The sequence below is a fragment of the Rhodococcus sp. HNM0563 genome, from assembly GCF_012726195.1.
In the GTDB taxonomy this organism is placed as follows: Bacteria; Actinomycetota; Actinomycetes; order Mycobacteriales; family Mycobacteriaceae; genus Rhodococcus.
Map to the genome: position 1 here is coordinate 164,811 of NZ_JAASAF010000001.1, position 22,011 is coordinate 186,821.

Annotated in this window: 25 protein-coding genes; 10 read left to right on the plus strand and 15 right to left on the minus strand. The window is 65.3% G+C overall.

Translation table 11 applies throughout. The features are described from left to right. Positions 1–65: 65 nt before the first annotated feature. Positions 66–1,571 (minus strand): aldehyde dehydrogenase family protein, encoded by a 1,506-nt coding sequence (locus HCA61_RS00785; RefSeq protein ID WP_169685759.1) that lies wholly within the window; start codon positions 1,569–1,571, stop codon positions 66–68. A 35-nt stretch (positions 1,572–1,606) separates the two neighbouring features. Here HCA61_RS00785 and HCA61_RS00790 point away from each other — a divergent pair, with 35 nt between their 5' ends. The 3 genes from HCA61_RS00790 (at position 1,607) to HCA61_RS00800 (ending at position 4,053) form a co-directional block, all read left to right on the plus strand. Further along, complete coding sequence (locus HCA61_RS00790; protein WP_169685761.1) at positions 1,607–2,056, plus strand: Lrp/AsnC family transcriptional regulator; 450 nt, start codon at positions 1,607–1,609, stop codon at positions 2,054–2,056. Between the two features lie 68 nt (positions 2,057–2,124). Then, positions 2,125–3,462 carry an L-lysine 6-transaminase gene (gene lat, locus HCA61_RS00795; RefSeq protein WP_169685763.1) on the plus strand — a complete coding sequence of 446 codons (1,338 nt, stop codon included), beginning with the start codon at positions 2,125–2,127 and terminating at the stop codon, positions 3,460–3,462. Positions 3,463–3,678: 216 nt separating this feature from the next. Then, positions 3,679–4,053: a pyridoxamine 5'-phosphate oxidase family protein gene (locus HCA61_RS00800; protein WP_169685764.1), complete on the plus strand. Its 375-nt coding sequence runs from the start codon at positions 3,679–3,681 to the stop codon at positions 4,051–4,053. 90 nt (positions 4,054–4,143) lie between these two features. Here HCA61_RS00800 and HCA61_RS00805 read toward each other — a convergent pair whose 3' ends face one another. Continuing rightward, on the minus strand, positions 4,144–5,337 hold the full coding sequence (locus HCA61_RS00805; protein WP_169685766.1) for an HNH endonuclease signature motif containing protein: 1,194 nt from the start codon (positions 5,335–5,337) through the stop codon (positions 4,144–4,146). Between the two features lie 154 nt (positions 5,338–5,491). Here HCA61_RS00805 and HCA61_RS00810 point away from each other — a divergent pair, with 154 nt between their 5' ends. Continuing rightward, positions 5,492–6,328, plus strand: coding sequence for a tyrosine-protein phosphatase (locus HCA61_RS00810; protein WP_169685768.1), 837 nt, complete (start codon positions 5,492–5,494; stop codon positions 6,326–6,328). 10 nt (positions 6,329–6,338) lie between these two features. On the opposite strand, the gene HCA61_RS00815 is transcribed toward HCA61_RS00810, so the two are convergent. The 8 genes from HCA61_RS00815 to HCA61_RS00850 all read right to left on the minus strand — a co-directional run bounded on the left by HCA61_RS00815 (position 6,339) and on the right by HCA61_RS00850 (position 12,680). Next, complete coding sequence (locus HCA61_RS00815; protein WP_169686793.1) at positions 6,339–6,635, minus strand: VanZ family protein; 297 nt, start codon at positions 6,633–6,635, stop codon at positions 6,339–6,341. Between the two features lie 99 nt (positions 6,636–6,734). Then, a complete protein-coding gene (locus HCA61_RS00820) occupies positions 6,735–7,139 on the minus strand; it encodes a DUF1707 domain-containing protein (protein WP_169686795.1) in 405 nt (134 codons plus the stop codon). Positions 7,140–7,212: 73 nt separating this feature from the next. Continuing rightward, positions 7,213–7,587: a DUF1707 domain-containing protein gene (locus tag HCA61_RS00825; RefSeq protein ID WP_169685770.1), complete on the minus strand. Its 375-nt coding sequence runs from the start codon at positions 7,585–7,587 to the stop codon at positions 7,213–7,215. A gap of 35 nt (positions 7,588–7,622) precedes the next feature. Next, complete coding sequence (locus HCA61_RS00830; protein WP_169685772.1) at positions 7,623–7,880, minus strand: hypothetical protein; 258 nt, start codon at positions 7,878–7,880, stop codon at positions 7,623–7,625. Positions 7,881–7,989: 109 nt separating this feature from the next. After that, positions 7,990–9,780 (minus strand): acetyl/propionyl/methylcrotonyl-CoA carboxylase subunit alpha, encoded by a 1,791-nt coding sequence (locus HCA61_RS00835; RefSeq protein ID WP_169685774.1) that lies wholly within the window; start codon positions 9,778–9,780, stop codon positions 7,990–7,992. A 120-nt stretch (positions 9,781–9,900) separates the two neighbouring features. Then, the gene (locus HCA61_RS00840; protein WP_169685776.1) at positions 9,901–11,370 is read right to left on the minus strand and encodes a condensation domain-containing protein; all 1,470 of its coding nucleotides are present in this window, start codon (positions 11,368–11,370) and stop codon (positions 9,901–9,903) included. A gap of 6 nt (positions 11,371–11,376) precedes the next feature. Further along, positions 11,377–11,790 carry a SufE family protein gene (locus HCA61_RS00845; protein ID WP_169685778.1) on the minus strand — a complete coding sequence of 138 codons (414 nt, stop codon included), beginning with the start codon at positions 11,788–11,790 and terminating at the stop codon, positions 11,377–11,379. After that, the gene (locus HCA61_RS00850; protein WP_169685780.1) at positions 11,787–12,680 is read right to left on the minus strand and encodes a sulfurtransferase; all 894 of its coding nucleotides are present in this window, start codon (positions 12,678–12,680) and stop codon (positions 11,787–11,789) included. The genes HCA61_RS00845 and HCA61_RS00850 overlap by 4 nt, the downstream gene beginning before the upstream one ends. A gap of 65 nt (positions 12,681–12,745) precedes the next feature. Here HCA61_RS00850 and HCA61_RS00855 point away from each other — a divergent pair, with 65 nt between their 5' ends. After that, positions 12,746–13,135 carry a group III truncated hemoglobin gene (locus HCA61_RS00855; protein ID WP_169685782.1) on the plus strand — a complete coding sequence of 130 codons (390 nt, stop codon included), beginning with the start codon at positions 12,746–12,748 and terminating at the stop codon, positions 13,133–13,135. A gap of 62 nt (positions 13,136–13,197) precedes the next feature. Here HCA61_RS00855 and HCA61_RS00860 read toward each other — a convergent pair whose 3' ends face one another. Genes HCA61_RS00860 through HCA61_RS00875 form a run of 4 tightly spaced genes read right to left on the minus strand, consistent with a single transcriptional unit; the run spans position 13,198 to position 16,389 of the window. Next, positions 13,198–13,776 (minus strand): hypothetical protein, encoded by a 579-nt coding sequence (locus HCA61_RS00860; RefSeq protein WP_169685784.1) that lies wholly within the window; start codon positions 13,774–13,776, stop codon positions 13,198–13,200. Then, entirely contained in the window at positions 13,769–14,431 is a 663-nt protein-coding gene (locus tag HCA61_RS00865; RefSeq protein ID WP_169685786.1) for a nucleoside triphosphate pyrophosphatase, read from the minus strand. The genes HCA61_RS00860 and HCA61_RS00865 overlap by 8 nt, the downstream gene beginning before the upstream one ends. 3 nt (positions 14,432–14,434) lie before the next feature. Beyond that, positions 14,435–14,752: an acyl-CoA carboxylase subunit epsilon gene (locus HCA61_RS00870; RefSeq protein WP_169685789.1), complete on the minus strand. Its 318-nt coding sequence runs from the start codon at positions 14,750–14,752 to the stop codon at positions 14,435–14,437. Next, entirely contained in the window at positions 14,749–16,389 is a 1,641-nt protein-coding gene (locus tag HCA61_RS00875; RefSeq protein WP_169685791.1) for an acyl-CoA carboxylase subunit beta, read from the minus strand. Before HCA61_RS00875 ends, HCA61_RS00870 begins: the two co-directional genes overlap by 4 nt. Before the next feature lie 117 nt (positions 16,390–16,506). On the opposite strand from HCA61_RS00875, the gene HCA61_RS00880 reads away from it, so the two are divergent. The 4 genes from HCA61_RS00880 to HCA61_RS00895 are packed head-to-tail and all read left to right on the plus strand — an operon-like array spanning position 16,507 to position 19,994. After that, entirely contained in the window at positions 16,507–17,355 is an 849-nt protein-coding gene (locus tag HCA61_RS00880; protein WP_169685793.1) for a biotin--[acetyl-CoA-carboxylase] ligase, read from the plus strand. Positions 17,356–17,378: 23 nt separating this feature from the next. Next, positions 17,379–17,942 carry a PH domain-containing protein gene (locus HCA61_RS00885; RefSeq protein WP_169685795.1) on the plus strand — a complete coding sequence of 188 codons (564 nt, stop codon included), beginning with the start codon at positions 17,379–17,381 and terminating at the stop codon, positions 17,940–17,942. A 48-nt stretch (positions 17,943–17,990) separates the two neighbouring features. Further along, positions 17,991–18,674, plus strand: a complete 684-nt coding sequence (locus HCA61_RS00890) for a response regulator transcription factor (RefSeq protein WP_169685797.1) — start codon at positions 17,991–17,993, stop codon at positions 18,672–18,674. 12 nt (positions 18,675–18,686) lie between these two features. After that, the gene (locus HCA61_RS00895) at positions 18,687–19,994 is read left to right on the plus strand and encodes a HAMP domain-containing sensor histidine kinase (protein ID WP_169685799.1); all 1,308 of its coding nucleotides are present in this window, start codon (positions 18,687–18,689) and stop codon (positions 19,992–19,994) included. A 6-nt stretch (positions 19,995–20,000) separates the two neighbouring features. On the opposite strand, the gene HCA61_RS00900 is transcribed toward HCA61_RS00895, so the two are convergent. Then, positions 20,001–20,486: a GtrA family protein gene (locus tag HCA61_RS00900; protein WP_169686797.1), complete on the minus strand. Its 486-nt coding sequence runs from the start codon at positions 20,484–20,486 to the stop codon at positions 20,001–20,003. Between the two features lie 250 nt (positions 20,487–20,736). Here HCA61_RS00900 and HCA61_RS00905 point away from each other — a divergent pair, with 250 nt between their 5' ends. Beyond that, positions 20,737–22,008, plus strand: coding sequence for a 5-(carboxyamino)imidazole ribonucleotide synthase (locus HCA61_RS00905; protein ID WP_169685801.1), 1,272 nt, complete (start codon positions 20,737–20,739; stop codon positions 22,006–22,008). Positions 22,009–22,011: the final 3 nt, after the last annotated feature.

Sequence of the window (22,011 nt, forward strand, 5' to 3'; positions counted from 1 at the left end):
CATCGACGCGCTGGGCAACCGTTGACGCCGCGGGTGGCCACAGAAATTCATCCGAACTCGACTGTTCACCCGAACTCGACGCCCTGGGCGAGCGGAAGCTCGTCGGAGTAGTTCACAGTGTTGGTCGCGCGACGCATGTACGCCTTCCAGGAGTCGGAGCCGGATTCGCGCCCCCCGCCTGTCTCCTTCTCCCCGCCGAACGCGCCGCCGATCTCGGCGCCGGACGTGCCGATGTTCACGTTGGCGATACCGCAGTCCGAACCCGCAAGAAAGCGCTCGGCCTCGCGTTGGTCGGTGGTGAAGATCGACGACGACAATCCCTGGGGAACATCGTTGTGCAGAGCGATCGCTTCGTCGAAGTCGTCGTAGGGGAGCACATACAGGACAGGTGCGAACGTCTCCTCGCGTACGACGTCGGTCTGCGCGGGCATCCGTACGAGCGCTGGAGAGACGTAGATGCCGTCCCCGAGCACCTGCACCCGTTGCCCACCTGCCACGAGGATGCCACCGTCGAGTTCTGCGCGGTCGAGGGCCGATCGCATCGCATCGTACGCGCGTGAGGAAATCAGTGGTCCCACGAGAACGCCGTCGTCGAACGGGTTCCCCACCCGGAGTCCGCGGTATACGGTCGCGAGGCGCTCCACGAGATCGTCGATGACGGAGCGATGCACGATCAGCCGGCGCAGCGTGGTGCAGCGTTGTCCTGCGGTGCCTGCCGCGGCGAACACGACTCCCCGCACCGTGAGTTCCAGATCTGCCGAGGCGGTCACGATCGCGGCGTTGTTGCCACTGAGTTCGAGCAGACAGCGGCCGAACCGTGCGGCGACGCGGGGCGCGACTATCCGTCCCATCGGGACCGAACCGGTGGCGCTGACCAACGCTATCCGTGGATCGTCGACGAGCGCTTCACCTGCGGTAGCGTCGCCGAGCAGCACATGATGCAGGCCGGCGGGCGCATCGACGTCCGCCGCGGCACGACGCAGCAGTGCGTCACACGCGAGAGCGGTCAGCGGAGTGGTCTCCGAGGGCTTCCATACCACGGGGTTGCCACACACCAACGCGATCGCGGTGTTCCACGACCACACCGCCACCGGGAAGTTGAACGCGGATATCACGCCGACCACACCGAGGGGGTGCCACGTCTCCATCAAGCGGTGGCCGGGTCGCTCGGATGGCATCGTGCGTCCGTAGAGCTGCCGCGACAGGCCCACGGCGAAGTCGCACACGTCGATCATTTCCTGGACCTCGCCGAGTGCCTCGGACGGAATCTTTCCGACCTCGAGCGTGACGATCTCGGCGAGATCATGCTTGTGCTCGACGAGTAGATCACCGAACCGGCGGACGAGTCGGCCTCGTACAGGAGCGGGGACGTTGCGCCACTGCTCGAATGTGTCTGCGGCAGAGGTTATGGCCGTGTCGATCCGGGCCGCGGTGTGAGGTTCCAGCTGTGCGAGTTCGGTGCCGTCGATGGGTGTGGCGACCGCCAGAGCACCACCGTCGTCGGGCAGCGTGGCGCCGCACCTCTGCACAGCGGTGCGCGCACGATTACTGAAAGTGTCCGTTGCATTCATCGGTGGGTCCTTGGTCGCTCGGTTAACCTGCGCTGGTGCCGGAATCTTCGAAAGAATCGCTGGACGAGATCGATAGGTTGCTGTTGCGCGAACTGATTGCGGACGGACGCGCCACGTTGTCGGTGCTTGCCGAGAAAGCCGGGTTGTCGATTTCCGCGGTCCAGTCGCGAGTGCGCAGACTGGAATCCCGGAACGTGATTCGCGGCTACACCGCGAAAGTGGACCCGGAAGCGCTCGGCCTCATGCTGTCGGCGTTTGTCGCAATCACCCCTCTCGACCCGTCCCAGCCCGACGACGCGCCCTCTCGTCTACGTCACATCGAGGCAATCGAATCGTGTCACTCGGTGGCGGGCGATGAAAGCTATGTGCTGCTTGTGCGTGTTGCGACGCCGCGGGAACTCGAGTATCTCCTCCAGGAGATCCGCGCGACCGCGAATGTTGCCACTCGAAGCACCGTCGTGCTGCAGACATTTTACGAGAAGTGACGTATCGACGCTTTGTTCTTCAATTGAAACCACGGCTGGACTGAAAATATTCGCGTACCCTCGCGAATATGAGCACTGCATTCCGTGATCGGGACGGTGCCGATGTTGTGGCACCCGACCGGGTACACGCCGTCCTCGGGTCGCACATGCTGACCGACGGGTTTCCCCTTGTCCTGGATCTCGAACGCTCGAGAGGGGTGCGCCTCGTCGACCGCCGCGACCGCACATGCTATCTCGACATGTTCGGCTTCTTCGCGTCATCCGCACTCGGAATGAACCATCCCGACATTGCCGACGATCCCGAGCTTCGGGACGAACTTGCCGCGGTTGCCGCCAACAAACCCAGCAACTCCGATATCTACACAGTGGTGATGGCCCGTTTCGTCGACGCATTCGCGCGAATACTCGGCGATCCGGCACTACCGCACCTGTTCTTCATCGACGGTGGCGCACTCGCGGTCGAGAACGCACTCAAGGCCGCGTTCGACTGGAAGAGCCGGCTGAACGAATCGCACGGTCGCGATCCTGCACTGGGGACCAAGGTTCTGCACCTGACAGAAGCGTTCCACGGGCGCACCGGATACACGATGTCGCTGACCAACACCGACCCCGTCAAGACCGATCGATTCCCGAAATTCGACTGGCCTCGCATCGACGCTCCGTACCTGCGTGACGGTGGCGCCGTCGAGGAGGACGAAGCACGCGCGCTCGCGCAGGCGCGTGCTGCTTTCGCGGACAATCCTCACGACATCGCGTGCTTCATCGCCGAACCCATTCAGGGTGAAGGCGGCGATCACCATTTCCGGCCGGAGTTCTTCCAGGCGATCGCGGCACTCTGCCGCGAGCACGATGCACTGCTGGTCGTCGACGAGGTGCAGACCGGAGTCGGCATCACGGGAACGATGTGGGCGTACCAGCAGTTCGGCATCGAGCCCGACATCGTTGCGTTCGGTAAGAAGACCCAGGTGTGCGGGATCATGGCCGGTGGGCGTCTCGACGAGGTCCCGGACAACGTCTTTGCGGTGTCTTCGCGGCTGAACTCCACCTGGGGTGGCAATCTCACCGACATGGTGCGTGCCCGCCGGATCTTCGAAGTGATCGAGCGCGATCGACTGGTCGATAACGCGCGGACGACCGGCGCGCATCTGCTGGCTGCGCTGCGGCAGCTCGCGGCGCAGCATCCGATCGTCACCGAGCCGCGGGGCCGTGGGCTGATGTGCGCGATCACATTGCCATCACAGGAATTTCGTGATCGAGTACTTGCTCGTCTCTACCGCGAAGAGCAGGTCCTCATGATCGGCTCGGGGTCGCGCGGAATCCGCTTCCGGCCGCCGCTCACCGTCACCTCCGCCGAACTCGACGAGGCGGTTACCGCGCTCGACAGGGTGCTCGCGGCTGTCGTCTGAACAAGAGCTGTCGTCTGAGAAGTGTTGTGCTCGAGGTGTGCTTGCCTCGAGATGTCGTAGCACCCTGGGCCATGAGCGTGAGCACCTCGCGTTCCCCTCGCCGACAGGTCAGTGGTACCCGCGTGACTGTGGAATCGGCAGCGACAAATGCAGCAGTTCAGGGGACGTGTCTCGATGGGATTGACCTCCCGTCAAGCAGAAGGAACGCTTGGCGGTATGAGCATCAAGGTCGACCTCGACGCACTCGACGCCGCGCTCGGTGACTTCGAGTATGCCTACCTGCTGACCACCGGTACCGACGCCAAGCCGCACGCGGTTGCGGTGACTCCGGTCCTCGTCGATGGTGTGTTCCGCATCGGCGAACCGGGTCGCCGGACCGGTACCAACGCGCAGGTGCATCCGGGCGTCTCACTCGTTTACCCACCGGCGATCCCGGGCGGATACTCGTTGATCGTCGACGGGGAGGCGGAACTGGATGGGTCGGTGTTGCATGTCCGGCCGACCTCGGGAGTGCTGCACCGGCCCGCCACCGCCGAGCATCCCGCGATCAACCCTGGGTGTGATGCCGACTGCAGACCACTGGCGAACTAGAAGTTGAGCCGGCCGCCGTTACCAGGACACACGAGTGCCCTGGTAACTGTGGCTGATTCTGTGTTCTGTGGTGGAGGTTCTGTGATGGAGCTAGGCGACCAGATCCGGCCGGTTCCCCGGGATCGGTGCCTGGAACAGATCCACACTCGCCGGCGGGATGAACTGCGGCCGACGCTCGCCGGTCATCTCCACCTCCCACTCGGTGTGATGCATCAACCGATGGTGATGACCACAGAGCAACACCAGATTGTCGAGATCGGTATCACCACCATCGACCCAATGGTGAAGATGATGCGCATCTGCCCATGCCGGGGGTGTCGAACACCCCGGGAAAGCGCATCCACCGTCACGGACTGCCAGGGCTCGACGCTGCTCCCGGCTCGCGGTGCGGCGGGTCTGCCCGTGCGCGAGCAGCACCCCGTGTTCGTCGAGAAGGATCCGGGTGACCTGACAATCACACGCAAGCATCCGGGCAGCGTCGATCGACAACGGCCCGGCCCACGGCTCGGTCGCATATCCAAGCTCGGGACTGTTCGCGAATAGTTCTTTCACCGCAGTGTTGTTCGTCAGGTCGTTGATCGACGCGGTGACCGTCACGTGCGGTTTCACGCCGCCCTCGACGGGGACAAGTCCGGCGGCCTCGACGAACTGCAGGAGTTGATCGAACGCGTCGGCGTTGCGTTTCGACGCCGGCCGGTCATCCTTGACGCCATTTACCTCCGGTCGTGGTGCGGCCAGCGGGGACAGCGGATGCCGCAGACGCGCGCCGGTGACGGCATCGAACTCGCCTTTGATGACGACCCGGCCGTGCCAGGTGGTCGAGACGAACAGTTCGTTGCGGCCCGAGTCCTCACCCGGTGGTGGCCCGTCGCCGGTGCCGTAGAGGTGTTCGAGTCGGCGGATCAATGCCCTCACGGTCGCTGTGGTCGCGACGTTCGTGCCGGCGTGCTCGATCAGGATGTCGCGGGCCTTCTCGAACTCGCAAGGGTTCATGGTGCGGGGATAGTGCTGGCAGAAGTAGGCGATCTGCCGTGCCTTCTGTGCATCGAGCAGGCCGGATGAATAGGCTTCGCGGACTTCCGGTTCCAACCGTAAGAGCCGAGCGAGTGTTTCGATGCGGTGGCATTCGCCGAGTTCGAGATTCGTCGCTGCGCACAACCAGTGGGCGGGGCTGCGGTAACCATGGTCTTTGACGGTTTCGCGTTCGAACATCGCGATCATCAGATCCACTCGCTGCACCTGCACGGTGTGGATCTCGGCGGAGACGGCGAGCGTCTCGGCCATGAGTTTGTGCGTCGTTGTATTTCCAGAGGTCCCCACCCATGATCGAAGCCTATCGAACAAGCGATATACAAGGAAAATCGAACAATTGATCTACTGCAACGAAAGCCGGGACCGTGTGCTGCTGGATCGGATCATGTTGCGTAACTTGGGTGGCATGACCGATGCCGTGGATGCAACCGATGTCACGCCGACCTTTGCGGTTCCGTCGCTGGTCAACCTCCGAGACATCGGTGGCCGAGCGAGCTCGTTCGGTGGTGTCATTCGCACCGGTGTGGTCTTTCGCTCGACAGCGTTGGCCGATCTCACCGACACCGACATCGATGTGCTCACCTCGCTGCAGATTTCGGCTGTGTACGACCTCCGGACGGCTGCGGAACGTGAGCGACGTCCGGACCGGCTACCCGACGGCGCGAAACTCATCGGTCTCGATGTACTCGCGGATCGTCCGACGGGCTCGGTCGCGGGATCCCTCGCCGACGTGGTCGCCGACCCTGTCGCTGCCGCAACTCACTTGGGGGACGGGCGCGCCGAGCAGCATCTGCTCGGCACCTACCGGGAACTCATCACCCTGCCGAGTGCAGTGACCTCGTACCGTCAGCTGTACACCGGTATCGCCCACGGAGATGTTCCGGCGCTCATTCACTGCACCGCAGGCAAGGATCGCACGGGTTGGGCCGCCGCAGCGCTGCTCATGTTCGCCGGCGCGACCGAGCAGGACGTCTTCGACGACTACCTGTTGACGAACGAGATGCTGCTCCCGAAGTTCGAGGAGATGTTCGCCAGGTTCGAAGCCGCCGGCGGCGACCGCGCTCTGTTTCTCCCACTGCTCGGAGTCCAGCGCGCTTATCTCGAGAGTGCCTTCGACGAGGCGCTCCGTCGGTACGGCACGATCGACGAGTATTTCGCAGCCGGTCTCGGACTCGACGACGACAGCCTGCAGGCGTTGCGTACCCGGATGATCGACACCGAGAACGCCCGGCCTGTCGAATAGGGCTTGTGGTCTACGGCGTCCGGCCGGCACGAACTCGCCGCCCGATGCCGGCGGCGATCGCAAGGCCGATGGCGATACCCACCAGATCGGCGCACCAGTCCCACACCGACCCGGACCGCCGCACCGCGACCGTGGCCTGCAGGATCTCGGTGACGATCCCGTAGGCCGCGAGCCACGCCACGGTGATGGCAGGGGAGATGCGGGCGGATCGAGAGCAGTAGGCCAGCACGGCGAACATCAATGCGTGCGTGACCTTGTCGGTATGAGGCGGGCCACTGGGGACGGTGCCACCGGGTGTGAGCAGCATGAAGGTGATGATGACGGTGGCGAGTACCAGCGGGACGACGCGATACGAGACACCCTGGAACGGGGAACGCCAGCGATCCTGGGACACACAGGACACGGGTCAGTTCTTCTTTTTCTTCTCGGGCTTGTCGTCATCGTTGTCTCGTCCCGCATACAGGACGATCGATACGGCCGGAACGAGAAGGAACCAGAGCCACGTGTCGAATACGAAGAACAGTACGAGAGCCAGGAGCGGCGTCAGGCCCATCACGATCTCTCGCCAATGATCGAGGGTGCCCGATGCATTGTCCTTCTCCTGCACGGTCTCCGGCACGTTCGCCGTTACTGCGGGGAGATCGGTGAACAGGATCTCGAGTTCCCCGCGGGTGGTCGCAGACGTAGCCTGCGCGCTTCGTTCCTCGAACTCGGACAGGTTGAGGCGGCCGTGGCTGAAATGCTCGCCCAGCAGATTCAACGCTTCGGCTCGCTCGTTGTCGCCGACGCGGATTTCGGGGGAGTCCATGATCAGAGCCTAGATCACGACATTCTGCTCAGTGCTCGCTGCGGCGACGAAATCGTCCCGTGGGTCGGCCCGACGGTTACCCGGTTCCGGAATCACGCATCAGTCGCAGTCCGCGCCTGACGACCATGAACAGGATTACGAAGCTCAGCAAGATGGCGATCGGATGGCGGACCGCGATCATGATGACCAATGCCACGAGCGCGAACGGCACCAACGTGAGGAGGTCCGTGGCGACGTTTCCCGCTGCGGGTGTGTGCAGGAACGACGGTGCTGACGGTAGGTCCGAGAACAACGGAACGAGATCGGCGCGAGTGACGGCCTGTGTCGCAAGCGCGACTCGATCATCGAACTCGACGAGTGACAGCCGACCGGCCGAGAAGTGTTCACCGAGCAACGCGATCGCTTCTTCGCGCTCCGCGGTGCCGATCCGGATCTCGGGCAGTTCGGCCATACGCCCAGAGTAGTAGGAGCCGGGCGACGGGTGGATCACTCACCGCGCACGGTCAGGCCCAGCGCTCCCGTGGCAAATCTCGTGACCGCGGCGCGGGCAGCGTCGAGCGCGTCGGTGTGTCCGTCGATCGCGGTCCCGCTCAACGCACCGTCGGGCAACAATGTGATGATGGCCTGCACGCCGGCGGTCGTCGACTCACACACCGACCAGCCGTATGCGGTGTCGTCGGCCCACGCGTCGAGCTCACGCGCGAGGAGGTACCAGTTGCCGGCGTTGATCTCGACAGGTTCCATCGAATGCCTTCCGAACTTCTGTGAGGTGGAGAAGCGACGGCGCCCGATCCCCTGTGCGGGGACGGGCGCCGTCGATGGTGTTCAGCGCGCGTGATAACTCAGCGCGTCATCACTTGAGTTCGGCGAGGACCGTCCCCTGGGTGATGGCTGCACCCGGCTCCACCGACAGACCGGTGACGACACCGGCCTTGTGTGCGGTGACCGGGTTCTCCATCTTCATGGCCTCGAGCACTGCGATGAGGTCGCCCTCGGCGACTTCCTGTCCCTCGGCCACCGCGACCTTGACGACGGTGCCCTGCATCGGAGCGGTCACGGCATCACCCGACGCCTTGCCGCCACCGGCGCCGCCGCGCTTGCGTGCCTTCGGCTTCTTGCGGATCGCGCCTGCGGCGCCGCCGTTGCCGCTGAGCGAGAACTGCCCGGGCAGCGACACCTCGACGCGGCGACCGCCGACCTCGACGACCACATTCTGACGCGGCAGGGCCTCGTCCTCGTCATCGGCTGCACCGCCGCCGGTGAACGGCTCGATGGTGTTGTCCCACTCGTTCTCGATCCACTTGGTGTAGACGTCGAAACTCTCGCCGTCGCCCACGAAGGCGGGGTTCTCGACGATGTGGCGGTGGAACGGGATGACCGTGGCGAGGCCGTCGACCTCGAACTCGGCGAGGGCGCGGGCGGCGCGCTGCAGAGCCTGCTCGCGGTTCTCGCCGGTGACGATCAATTTGGCGAGCATCGAGTCGAACTGACCGCCGATGACGTCGCCCTGGACGACACCCGAGTCGACGCGCACGCCCGGGCCCGTCGGCTCCTTGTAGACGGTGATGGGGCCGGGGGCGGGCATGAAGCCACGGCCGGCGTCCTCGCCGTTGATGCGGAACTCGAAGGAGTGGCCGCGCGGCGTCGGGTCCTCGGTCAGCTCGAGCTTCTCGCCGTTGGCGATACGGAACTGCTGGCGAACGAGATCGATGCCTGCGGTCTCCTCGGTGACCGGATGCTCGACCTGCAGGCGGGTGTTGACCTCGAGGAACGAGACCGTGTCGCCCTGAACCAGGTACTCGACGGTGCCCGCGCCGTAGTAGCCGGCTTCCTTGCAGATGGCCTTGGCGGACGCGTGGATGCGACCACGCTGGTCGTCGGTGAGGAACGGTGCGGGAGCCTCCTCGACGAGCTTCTGGAAGCGACGCTGCAGCGAGCAGTCGCGCGTGCCCGCGACGATGACGTTGCCGTGCTGGTCGGCGATGACCTGTGCCTCGACGTGGCGGGCCTTGTCCAGGTACTGCTCGACGAAGCACTCGCCGCGACCGAAGGCGGCAATGGCCTCGCGGGTGGCGGACTCGAACAGCTCGGGGATCTCTTCGATGGTCTGCGCGACCTTCATGCCGCGACCGCCACCACCGAAGGCCGCCTTGATGGCGACGGGCACGCCGTACTGCTTGGCGAACTCGACGACCTCGTCGGCGTCCTTGACCGGGTCCTTGGTGCCTGCTGCCATCGGAGCGTTGGCCCGCTCGGCGATGTGGCGTGCCGTCACCTTGTCGCCCAGGTCGCGGATGGACTGCGGCGACGGGCCGATCCAGATCAGGCCCGCGTCGATGACCGCCTGCGCGAAGTCGGCGTTCTCGGAGAGGAAGCCGTAGCCGGGGTGGATCGCGTCGGCGCCGGACTTGGCCGCGGCGTCGAGGATCTTGTCGAACACCAGGTAGGACTCGGCCGAGGTCTGGCCACCGAGGGCGAACGCCTCGTCTGCGAGCTTCACGAACTGTGCGTCTGCGTCGGGTTCGGCGTAGACCGCGACACTTCCGTAGCCTGCATCCTTGGCGGCTCGGATGACCCGCACAGCGATCTCGCCGCGGTTCGCGACGAGCACCTTCGAGATCTGCGCGCTGGCATGACTGGGCACGGAGCCTCCTGTTGATCGATCGTTAGGTTATTTCAGTCGTCGGCAGTCTAAGCGCCAATCGGATAGACGATGTAACCGGATGGCCTCTACACACTACGGCGCGCACTCGAACGCACAATGCTACTGACCAGTAGCTGGAAGGCCGGCGTGCTCCAGGTCGGGTGCCCACGGTCCGGATGTGTTGAGCCGGTCCATGAGCAGGCGGACACGTTCCAGGAATCGCGGAACGTTCGTCGTCGCCTCGGGATTGTCGGGGAATCTGGCGGAGACATTGATTCCCTCGGGTGTCCGATTGATCCATACATAGACGTCGTGCGTGTAACTGCGGCTACGCAGCGCCCGGGCGTTCGTTTCCGGCCATTGGGCCGCCATGGGCACGAACCGGACGTCCATATACGACACGAGGAACCGAGGGCGGATCGGTACGCCGAGCAGTTCAGCAACCCTGTCGAACGGAATGCGCGCACTCGCGCGAGTTCGGTGCAACTCCCGTGCTGATCGGCTCGCGAGGGTGACGAAACCGGGCGAACCTCCGAGGTTGAGATCGATCGGCCGGAGCCCGACGAACCACCCCAGAGAACCCGCCCACATCGGTCCGGTCCGGGTATGCGAGGGAACGACGGTGCGGAAGTGGCCGGCGTCCGTGAGGTCCGTGGTGGCCTGAGCGAAACACGCCAGCACCCCTGAGAAGAATCCGGCATCGGCGTCACGGCATCGTTCCGAGAACCGGGTCGCATCCTCGCTGTCGAACCATCGCTCGGACAGACGTGCCTGGGGAGAGGTTCTGGTGGTGCGTCGGCCGATCGGCAGCGGGAACTCCGGGATCACGCCTCCGCTCTCTTGCAGGGTGGTGCGCCAGATCCGGACCGCCTCGTGATTGACGTCGAGGTCGCTGGCGTTGGCACGCTCGGACGCTCCGAAATCGATGTAACTGCCGACGGGGAACAGATCGGCCGGTCGGCCGGTCCTTTCCTCCTCGTACAGTGCCGTGATCTCGTGCGCCACGAGCACGATGGAGTAGCCGTCGATGATCGAGTGATCGGCTCCGAAGAACACCGTGAAGGCCCGGTCGGCGTCCCGCTCGCTCTGCCCGCCTGATTCCCCGTGCGAATGGGCGGATTCGTGAGTCAGCGTCGCGAAGACATACGCGGGCCACAGCTGTGGTGTCGTGTAGTCGTCGTACAACGAATGGAGCAGAGTCCGGATGGTGGCGGAATCCGCCGGGTCGTGTTGCACCCGCCGCACCGCAACCTTTCCGGGTGGTGCTGTCCGGCGGATCAGCGCGCTGCCCGGATTGCCCTTCGAGGCGAACGTCGCCTGACTGCGCAGTGGCTCATGACGGTCGATCCACCGTTGGAGGGCGCGACCGAAGACCTCCGGGTCGAGTGGGCCCGCAATCTCGAATGCGGTGCCCAACCACGATTCCCGGCCCTGGCCGGTCCGCGGATCAGCAGACCGGCGCAGGTGCGCCTCGTGGATGTACGACGCTGGACGAGGATCCTGACGCCAAGCGTCTTCCGCGGCGCAAGGCAACCACTCGGTCAAGATCCCCGCCGGGATGGAGTAGTCGGCGAGCTCCGTGAACTCCATGGCCTTTCAGGCTCGCAGATGCCGCTTGATACGTGCGAGCATCGCGCTCATGCCGCGAAGCCGCAGCGGACTGACCGCGTCGGCGAGACCGAGATCGGAGTAGAAGTCGTCAGGGACGTCGAGGATCTCCTGTGCGCTGAGGCCGTCGAGTCCCTGGTGCAGGATCGATGCGAAACCACGCGTGGTGGGTGCCTCGGCGGGCGCACTGAAATGCAGCTTCACGTGCGCCCGGTCGGCGGCATCGACCGAAAGGAACAGGGGCGACTGGCATTCGGGGACCGGCTCCATCGCTGCTTCCTCGAGTTCGGCAGGCAGCGGAGGCAACTCGCGGCTGAACTCGAGGAGCAACTGGAGTTTGTCCTGACCCTCGACGGCGGCGAAGTCGTCCACGATCTCGGCGAGCGGTGCGGGGATGCTCATGACGCCGGGAGGCTTCCGGGCTCCTCGCCCCGGGCGATCGGGACGCGCACGGCGTTGCCCCATTCGGTCCACGAACCGTCGTAGTTCCGCACATTCGGGTAGCCGAGCAGATGGGTCAGGACGAACCAGGTGTGGCTCGACCGCTCACCGATTCGGCAGTACGCGACGGTGTCGTCGTCCTTGCTGATACCTGCATAGATCTCGTCGAGTTCGCCGCGCGAACGGAATCGGCCGTCAGGCGCCGCAGCCTTCGCCCACGGGATCGACACGGCGGTGGGGATGTGGCCACCGCGCAGCGCGCCTTCCTCCGGGTAGTCGGGCATATGGGTGCGCTCACCGGTGTACTCCTGCGGCGACCGGACATCCACCAGCGGACCCTTACCCAGGTGGTCGAGCACGTCGTCTTTGAAAGCCCGGATGGGAGCGTCGTTGCGTTCGACGACGGGGTAGCCGCTGGTCGTCGTGACGGGAATGTCGAGGGTGGTATCGCGGTTCTCGGAGATCCACGCGTCGCGGCCGCCGTCGAGCAGGCGGACGTCCTCGTGACCGAACAGCGTGAACACCCACAGTGCGTATGCGGCCCACCAATTGGACTTGTCGCCGTAGATCACGACCGTGTCGGTGCGCCGGATTCCCTTGCGGTCCATGAGCGCGGCGAACGCAGCACCGTCGATGTAGTCGCGGGTGACCGGATCGTTGAGGTCGAGATGCCAGTCGATCTTCACCGCGCCGGGGATGTGTCCGACGTCGTAGAGAAGCACGTCCTCGTCGGACTCGACGACCTTCACCTCGGGGTGGCCCAGATGAGCGGACAGCCACTCGGAGGACACGAGGCGGCCGGGATCTGCGTAGGCAGCGAAGGAGGGGTGGGGGTCGGGCGCGACGGGCACAGGGGCTCCTGAGGCAGTGGTGGCAGGTGCGTCGTCGATTCTAGGCGGTACCTTCGATCGGTGTGATGTCCAGTCGACCCGGCCCCGCCGAACTGTCCTCGCGTGCTGATATCGACCGCTTGGTCGAGTTCTTCTACGAACGGGCGATGGCCGACCCCCTGCTCGCCCCGGTCTTCGAAGTCCTCGCCATCGTAGGGCTCGACGAGCACCTCGTGGTCGTCGGTGATTTCTGGGAACAGATCCTCTTCCGCACGACCCGTTACGAGGGGGCGTTCACCCCCGTTCACCGTGCATTGCACGGGAAATACGGCCTCACCCCCGAGCATTTCGAGCGCTGGCGCGAGCTGTGGCACGACTCGGTCGACGAACTCTTCATCGGCGTCGACGCCCACCGAGCGAAGTCGAAAGCGGACGCCATGGTCACGGCACTGCGACGCGCGACGATCGGAGTGTGACCGACCACCAGTTCGGCGCAACGGACTCGAAGGACGGCAGCTGTGGGCGCGCGATCGGAAGGTCAGTCGTCGTCTTCCATTGCGTCGAGCACATACTCCGCAAACCACGGGTTGTGAGACCGGGCATGAGAGCGGCCGCCGCTGTCGGCCAGCAGCGCGGCAAGAGGTCCGATCGTGGACTCGTCGAGCGGCAGCGTGAAGAACTGATCGTCGGCACCCTCGTCGGAGAGGAACCAGTCGATCGCCACAGCGTCCCCTTCCGCAGCCGCATTCTCGACCGGCCGGAAACGCAGCAGCGGGTAGCGCGCGGGGAGTTCGTCGAGTCGACGTCCGAGTTGTCGCAGGAGAGCGGAGGTCGAGATGACCATCACGGTGTGGTAGTCGACCGTCTCGCCGTTCTCGGTGTATCGGTCGACGTAGAGCACATCGAGCGACCCGAGGCCGAGTGAGAACAGACGGGTCGCCCCGGACGGTGCGTCGACGGCCGGGAGGCAGCTCAACGTCCACTTCTCGCCCGCGACCGAATCCGGATCGTCGAATGCGGTGGCAAGGTAGCCCGCGACGAGATCGACGACCACCTCGAAGAACGGTTCCGCGCGGAGGCGCTCGAAGCTTCCCTCCGTCGCGCTGCCATCACTCATCGGCGAAGGAGTTCGAGGACCAGAGGTCTGCGATGGAGACCCCGACATCGAGGAGGAGGCGCCGGACGAGCGGCAGGCCGATTCCGATCACCGACGACGGATCGCCTTCGATACCGTCGATGAACCAGCCACCGAGTCCGTCGAGTGTGAACGCTCCGGCGACGCCGAGCGCCTCACCGGTCGCGAGATAGGCTTCGAGGTCGGCATCGGATGGAGTGCCGAAACGCACTGTCGTGCCGGAATGGTCGTCGACCTGCGAGACGATCTGCCCGCCGCGTGCACGCAGCACACTGTGCCCGGTCAGCAATTCTGCGCTGTGCCCGGACATTCGCTTCCATCGGGCCCGGGCCATGTCGACGGTGCCGGGTTTTCCCTGGAGCTTCCCGTCGAACAACAGCATCGAATCGCAGCCGATCACCACGAGATCCTCGAGTTGGTCACGGGCGCGACCGTCCGCGGTGAGTGCACGAAACACGTCGGTTGCCTTGGCGCGGGCCAGTGTGGTGACCACAGCTTCGGGTGCCGCGGTGGGGCTGAGTTCCGCGATGAGTGCGTCCTCGTCGACTTCGGAAACCTGGACGAGCGGGTCGACCCCGGCGCCGCGCAGCACGGACAACCGTGCCGGCGACGCCGAGGCGAGGACCAAGCGGGGCATGGATCAGCCGCGGTTGGGGTAGGAGTACGGCGAGAACGGCGCCCACTGCCGATGCATCCGGGTGGGTGCCCCCCATGTCTCCGGCGGTTTTCCGTCGCCCTCGGGGGCGGCGCCGGCGCTCGCGGCCGCGAGCACTGTGACCAACGCTGCGACATCGGCGTCGGTCGGGTTTCCCTTCACGATCCGGATCGCGGGCGCGTCGGGAGTCGCTGCCGGCTCCGTGTCCGAAGGCGCCGAGGTCTCGGTGCCCTCGAGGGCACCGTCGGTCACGGCGGTCAACTCTGCGTCAGTGATGATCTTTTCCTCGGTCAGCGCGGTCACAGCGGAATGTTCCCATGCTTCTTCGGCGGGAGCGAGACCATCTTGCGTTCGAGGAGTCGCAGTGCGGACACGATCTGGCCGCGGGTATGCGACGGCGGGATGACCGCGTCGACGTAGCCGCGCTCTGCCGCGACGTACGGGTTCACGAGAGTGTCCTCGTACTCGTTCTGCAGTTCGAGGCGCAGTGCGTCGACGTCCTGACCGTTCGCGGCGGCCTCCTTGAGCTTGCCGCGGTACACGAATCCGACGGCACCGGAGGCGCCCATGACGGCGATCTGCGCGGTCGGCCAGGCGAGGTTCACGTCGGCGCCCATGTGCTTCGAACCCATCACGTCGTACGCTCCGCCGTAGGCCTTGCGGGTGATGACGGTGATCTTGCCGACGGTGGCTTCGCCGTATGCGTAGAGGAGCTTCGCGCCGCGGCGGATGATGCCGTTGTACTCCTGCTCGGTGCCGGGGAGGAAGCCCGGGACGTCGACCAGCGTGATGATCGGGACGTTGAACGCGTCGCAGGTGCGGACGAAACGGGCAGCCTTCTCGGAGGCGTCGATGTCGAGGCAGCCGGCGAACTGTGTCGGCTGGTTGGCGACGATGCCGACGCTGCGGCCGTCGACGCGACCGAAGCCCACGATGACGTTCTGGGCGCGCTCTGCCTGGACCTCGAGGAACTCGTCGTCGTCGAGCAGACGACGGATGACCTCGTGCATGTCGTACGGCTGGTTCGCCGAATCCGGGATGATCGTGTCGAGCTCGAGATCCTCGTCGGTGAGCGAGTCCTCGATCGATCCGGAGATCGGGTCGGTCGGCGCCATGCGCGGTGCTGCGGCCTGGTTGTTCGACGGCAGGTAGGAGAGCAGATCCTTGACGTAGTCGAGGGCGTCCTGCTCGTCGCTGCCGACGTAGTGGGCGACACCCGACTTGACCATGTGGGTGTGGGCGCCACCGAGGTCTTCCATGGTGACGTCTTCGCCGGTGACGGTCTTGATGACGTCGGGGCCGGTGACGAACATCTGGCTGGTCTGGTCGACCATCACCACGAAGTCGGTCAGGGCAGGGGAGTAGACGTGCCCACCGGCAGCCGGGCCCATGATCAGCGAGATCTGCGGGATCACGCCGGAGGCCTGCACGTTGCGGTGGAAGATCTCGCCGTAGAGGCCGAGGGAGACGACGCCTTCCTGGATGCGGGCGCCCGCGCCTTCGTTGATACCGATCAGCGGTCGGCCGGTGCGCAGCGCCAGGTCCATCACCTTGACGATCTTCTCGCCGTAGACCTCACCGAGGCTGCCGCCGAAGACGGTCGCATCCTGGGAGAACACACAGACGTCGCGACCGTCGACGGTGCCGTAGCCGGTGACGACGCCGTCACCGACGGGACGGTTGTCGGCGAGGCCGAAGTTGGTGCTGCGGTGGCGGGCAAGCGCGTCGATCTCGACGAACGAGCCTTCGTCGAGGAGCGCAGTGATGCGCTCGCGGGCGGTCATCTTGCCTTTGGCATGGACCTTCTCGATGGCTGCTTCACCGACCGGAGCCTGAGCCTTGGCCTGGCGTTCGCGCAGGTCTGCCAGCTTACCGGCGGTGGTGTGGATATCGGGCGTACTCGCCGCCTCGGGCGCGGACGGCTCCTGGACAGTGGTCATGGGCAGTCAGCTTAGCGATCGTCAATCTGCGCCGCCGCACGGAGGTCCGTGTGCGTTGAATTATTGAACTGGAGCTACCCGCGAGTAGTTGTTTCCGGTCACTTTAGGCTGGGGCGCATGTCCCGCAACCCCGAATTGCCGAATGATTCCGACCTGCGTGTTCCGCTCGACGTGTCGCAGCTGCGACGCGTGCTGGTGGACGGCGCAGGAGGTGGCGAAGGGTTCTACGAACGCGTCGACGTCGTCGACGAAACGGGGTCGACGAACGCCGACCTCCTCGCCGAGGCCGCATCCGGCGACCGTCGCGTTCTGCTCGCCGAGTTCCAGAGCGGAGGGCGCGGACGGCACTCGCGTGCCTGGAACGGAATTCCCCGGGCACAGGTGATCGTGTCGGTGCTGCTGAAGCTGCCCGGTGTCGCCCTTCCGGATCTCGGTTGGCTTCCGCTGCTCACCGGTATCGCGATCGTCGATGCGGTCCGTGAAGTCACCGGTGTTCCGGCAGAGCTCAAGTGGCCCAATGACGTCCTCGTCGACGACCGTAAGCTTGCGGGCATCCTTGTCGAGGTAGCGTCGACAGCCCCGGTTCCCACAGTCGTCGTCGGTGTGGGGCTCAACGTCACGCTCACCGACGACGAACTGCCCGTACCCACTGCGACGTCACTGCTGCTCGCCGGTGCGAACGAACTCGATCGCACGAGGCTCACAGAGGCTCTGCTGGCTTCGTTCGCCGAGCGCATCCGGCAGTGGGAACGGCACGGCTGGGATCCGACGGCCGCCGCGGACGCGTACCGGGATCGGTGCAGCACCATCGGCAGGCGGGTGCGCGCAATCCTGCCCGGCGACACAGAACTGCACGGCAAGGCCGTGAACATCGACGAGCAGGGTCGCATCGTCATCCAACCGGACGGCGAAGGTGAGCCTGTCGCGGTGGCGGCGGGCGACATCACGCACCTGCGGCCGGTGTAGGGCGGTGTGCCATCGTGGTGTCCATGGGATACCCGGAGGATGCTCTCGCACCGGATGAGAATCTGCTGCTGCACCGGCATCCGCACGCGAAGATGCTGATCGTTCCGGTCGTCGTATTCCTACTGGCCACGGCCGTCACGGGGTTCCTGGTCGGGCTTGCGCAGACCCGCCTCGACGGCGGTGCATCCGCAGCTCTGGTGATAGCGGTGCTGGTGTTGTGGGCGATCCTCGTGGGGTGGCGCTGTCTCGTCCCCTTGATTCGGTGGCTGACCACCCATTTCATCGTTACGGATCGGCGAGTGCTCGTGCGCCAGGGCGTGATCACTCATACCGGCATCGACATCCCGATGGGGCGCATCAGCAATGTGCAGTTCCGGCACGGGCTCGTCGACCGGATCCTGCGCACGGGCACGCTCGTGGTGGTCTCTGCCGCTGACGACCCCCTCGAGTTCGACAACATTCCCGACGTCCAGAAGGTGCACGCCCTGCTGTACCGGACGGCGTTCGAGGCACAGGACGGTTCGCCTACCGGCCGTCCCGCGGCGCAACCTTCCGGCGAAGGTGAAGGACATCGCAAGGCATGGTGACTGGCGTGGTGATCCGGTTTCGCGTCGGCCTGTCCGTAGGCTGAGCGAGTGACTGCCGTTCTGCTAGCGGAAGACGATGAAGCAATCGCTGCGCCTCTGTCCCGAGCGCTGGGGCGCGAGGGCTACGACGTGACCGTCGAGGCCACCGGCCCCCGAGCGCTCGAACAAGCGCTTTCCGGGAACTACGAGTTGCTGATCCTGGACCTCGGGTTGCCGGGCATGGACGGCCTCGAAGTGTGCCGTCAGATCAGAGCGAATCGTTCCGACCTGGCGGTGCTGATGCTCACAGCGCGCACCGACGAGGTCGATTTCGTGGTGGGGCTCGACGCAGGCGCCGACGACTATGTCGGTAAGCCGTTCCGGCTCGCCGAACTGATGGCGCGGGTACGCGCGCTGCTGCGCCGCCGCGGGGGCGGTGACGCGGACGAAGTTGTCGAGGTCTCCGGGATCCGCCTCGAACGCGCAGCGCGGCGTGTTCTTGTGGACGGCTCCGAGGTGACTCTTGCGAACAAGGAGTACGAACTCCTGCGTGTCCTGCTCGAGCACGCCGGGCAGGTCGTCTCGCGCGACGCAATCCTCGACGAGGTGTGGGGCGACGCCGATCTCCGAGGTTCGAAGACCCTCGACATGCACATGTCGTGGCTGCGTCGGAAGATCGGCGACGAGGGGCCGGCCGGGGAACGACGCATCGCGACCGTGCGCGGGGTCGGTTTCCGACTGAACACCGACTAGAAGGGGCGGACGGTGCGCAGGCGCATCCTCAACGCCGTCCTGGCTGCGGTGCTGCTCGTCGCCCTTCTGCTCGGGATCCCACTCGCTTTCACCGCTTACCTGTTCGTGGAGGACACCACACGCAGAGACCTCCGAAATCGGCTCGAGCGGATGTCGGACGAGATCATTGCGCAGGAAGGCACGGACGGCCTCGTGGTGGGAGGACTCGATACCGGTTCGTTGCGGCTTCTCGTACCCGACGGCGGGCGCGTGGTCGTGGTCTATCCCACTCCTGAGAACGAGGCAGCGCGTCTCGACATCGGTGACGTCACCCCGGAGTATCCCCTCGTCGAATCCTTGTCGATGGGTACCTCCGGGTCGCTGCGGATCGAGGCCCCCTCCGAGAACATGCGCACGCTGCAACGACAGGTACTCGCCGCGGTCGGCTTCCTTGTCCTGTTGTCCGTTGCAGTAGGGGCGCTGGTGGCGGTGGCTACCGCCAGACGGCTGGCCTTCCCGCTGCGTGATGTGGCCGCGCGCGCAGCCAGGCTCGCCGAGGGAGACTTCAAACCGGTGCCGCAGCGTCATTCCATTGCCGAGCTCGACCGGGTCTCGGATGTGCTGGACTCCGCTGCGGTGGAGATCTCCGGCCGCCTGCAACGCGAGCATGCGCTGGTCGGTGACGTCTCCCATCAACTCCGCTCCCGCATGACCGCGATCCGCCTTCGACTCGACGAGCTGTCCACGCACGAGGATCCGACAGTGGTCGAGGAGGCCGAGGCGGCGATGGCTCAGGTCGACCGCCTGACCACAGCCATCGCCGGGCTCGTGCGTCAGTCTCGGAACAGTGGAGCCGAACTACGGACCGAAGTCTCCGTGGTGGGTGAGCTTGCCGGCGTAATCGCGGACTGGCGCGGTCCGTACCACGATGCAGGTCGCGATCTGGTCCTTCGGGGCGACCCGTCCTTGCGCTCGTCCGTGACGGCATCGCGTCTGCGTGAAGCAGTTGCCGTCCTCGTCGACAACGCTCTTGCTCACGGCGGCGGCACGTGCACGGTATCCGTGCGGCGTGTCGCCATGCGGGGGGATTCGACGGTGTGCGTCGAAGTCAGCGACGAAGGCGAGGGCGTCGGCGACGACCTCGTGCCGCACATCTTCGATCGAGGTTTCTCAGGACGAGGATCGACCGGGGTCGGTCTCGCGCTCGCTCGTGCGCTCGCGGAGGCAGACGGTGGGCGACTCGAATTGCAGCGACGGCGACCAGCCCTGTTCGCGCTGTTCCTCGGCGCGGCGCGCGACTGGACGTCGGTGCACATGGACGGAGTCCGGGAACCGAGGTGAAGGCGGTCAGGTCCGGTCGAGGTCGGACTTGTCCAGTTCGTCCACCGTGCGCACATCCGGGACGGTTTCGTCAGGGAATACGAACCGCTTGAAACAGTAGAAGCGGAAGAACATCTGCAGCAGGTTTCCGATGATGTACGCACTGACGAAGTCGGCGATGTTCTCGACGGCAAGGCTGACCTCGGGTACCCGCAAGTTGAAGACGTAACTCGAGATCCACAGCGGAATGAAGCTGAGAACCACTCCGATCCCGCTGACGAAGAAGAACAGGAACGCCTCGTGCGCCCGTTCTCGTCCCCCGCGGTTTCGGAACGACCATTCGCGGTTGAGGATGTACGAGCAGATCACTGCAACCACACCGGCGATGATCTTCGCGGTGACGGGCTTCTCCGCGAGGACCGTCAGCTTCAAGGTGTAGAAGATCCCGGAGTCGATCAAGAAGGTCGTGCCTCCGACGATCGCGAACTTGATGAGTTCGCGGTGACGCAGCATCAGCTCCCGTAATGGTGCGGGAAAGCGGCTCAGAGCATCATCGACGACGGACACTCGGCCGAGTCTACGAAACATGGAGCGATTTCCACGAACTACATCGAAAATTTTCAGACTTACCACAGGAAAGTGACGATTCGGAATATTCGTCCCGAAATGTTCGCCGGGCCGCGAAAGTGATCGGTCCGGTGACCCGGGGCGGCTTGCTTGCCCTGTCACGACGGCGCTCCGGCCTGTGACACCATTGTCAACCGTGACCGGTAGACCTGACTCGCTCCCCAGATCCGACTCTCCCCGCGCGCTGACTGCGGGGATGCCCGTCGTGACGATGATCGGCGGTGGCCAGCTCGCGCGGATGACGCATCAGGCTGCGATCGCGCTCGGCCAGACGCTGCGTGTACTCTCGGGCAGTGAGGACGAACCGGCCGCTCAGGTGAGCCCCGACGTCGTATTCGGCAGCCACGACGATCTCGACGCGCTGCGGCGCGCCGCCACCGGTGCCCATGCGCTGACCTTCGACCATGAAGGCGTTCCGACCGAACACCTCGAAATTCTGCAGAGCGAGGGCGTCGCAGTACTGCCTCCGCCGCAGGCGCTGATCTTCGCGCAGGACAAGATCGCGATGCGTAAGCGGCTCGGCGCGTTCGGTGCGCCCATGCCGAAGTTCGCGGAGATCACTTCGATCGGCGACCTAGCCTCGGCTCGTGAACACCTCGGATGGCCGTTCGTGCTCAAGGCCGCCCGCGGCGGGTACGACGGCCGCGGGGTGTGGATCGTCGACGAGGTGGCCGAACTCGAGCGGATCGTCTCCGAGCAACTCGACCGCGGTGTGCCGCTGCTAGCGGAGGAGAAGGTCGCATGGCGTCGGGAGCTGTCGGCGATGGTCGCCCGCTCACCGTTCGGGCAGGGCGCAAGCTGGCCGGTCGTGGAGACTGTGCAACGAGACGGCCAGTGCTCCGTCGTGATCGCACCGGCACCGGGTCTGCCCGCCCACCTTGCCGCTGACGCGGAGCAGCTTGCGTTGCGGATCGCAGGTGAGCTCGGGGTGGTCGGTGTGATGGCCGTCGAACTGTTCGAGACTCAGGCCGGCGAGCTGATCGTCAACGAGCTCGCGATGCGCCCACACAACTCGGGACACTGGGGAATGGACGGTGCGCGAACGGGCCAGTTCGAGCAGCATCTGCGCGCGGTGCTCGACTACCCCCTCGGCGACACGACTCCCCTCGCACCCGTCGTGGTGATGGCCAACGTCCTCGGTGCTCCGGAGGCTCCGGCGATGAGCATGGACGAGCGACTCCATCATCTGTTCGCCCGGATGCCCGACGTGCGTGTACACCTCTACGGCAAGGGCGAACGCAAGGACCGCAAGATCGGGCACGTCAACCTGCTCGGCGACCCGTCCGGCTCACTCGACGACCCCGAGTACGTCGCAGCGGTTCGGGAACGCGCCGAACGTGCCGCGCATTGGCTCTCGCACGCACAGTGGACCGACGGCTGGAACGAACACACGGGAGAATCAGAATGACGG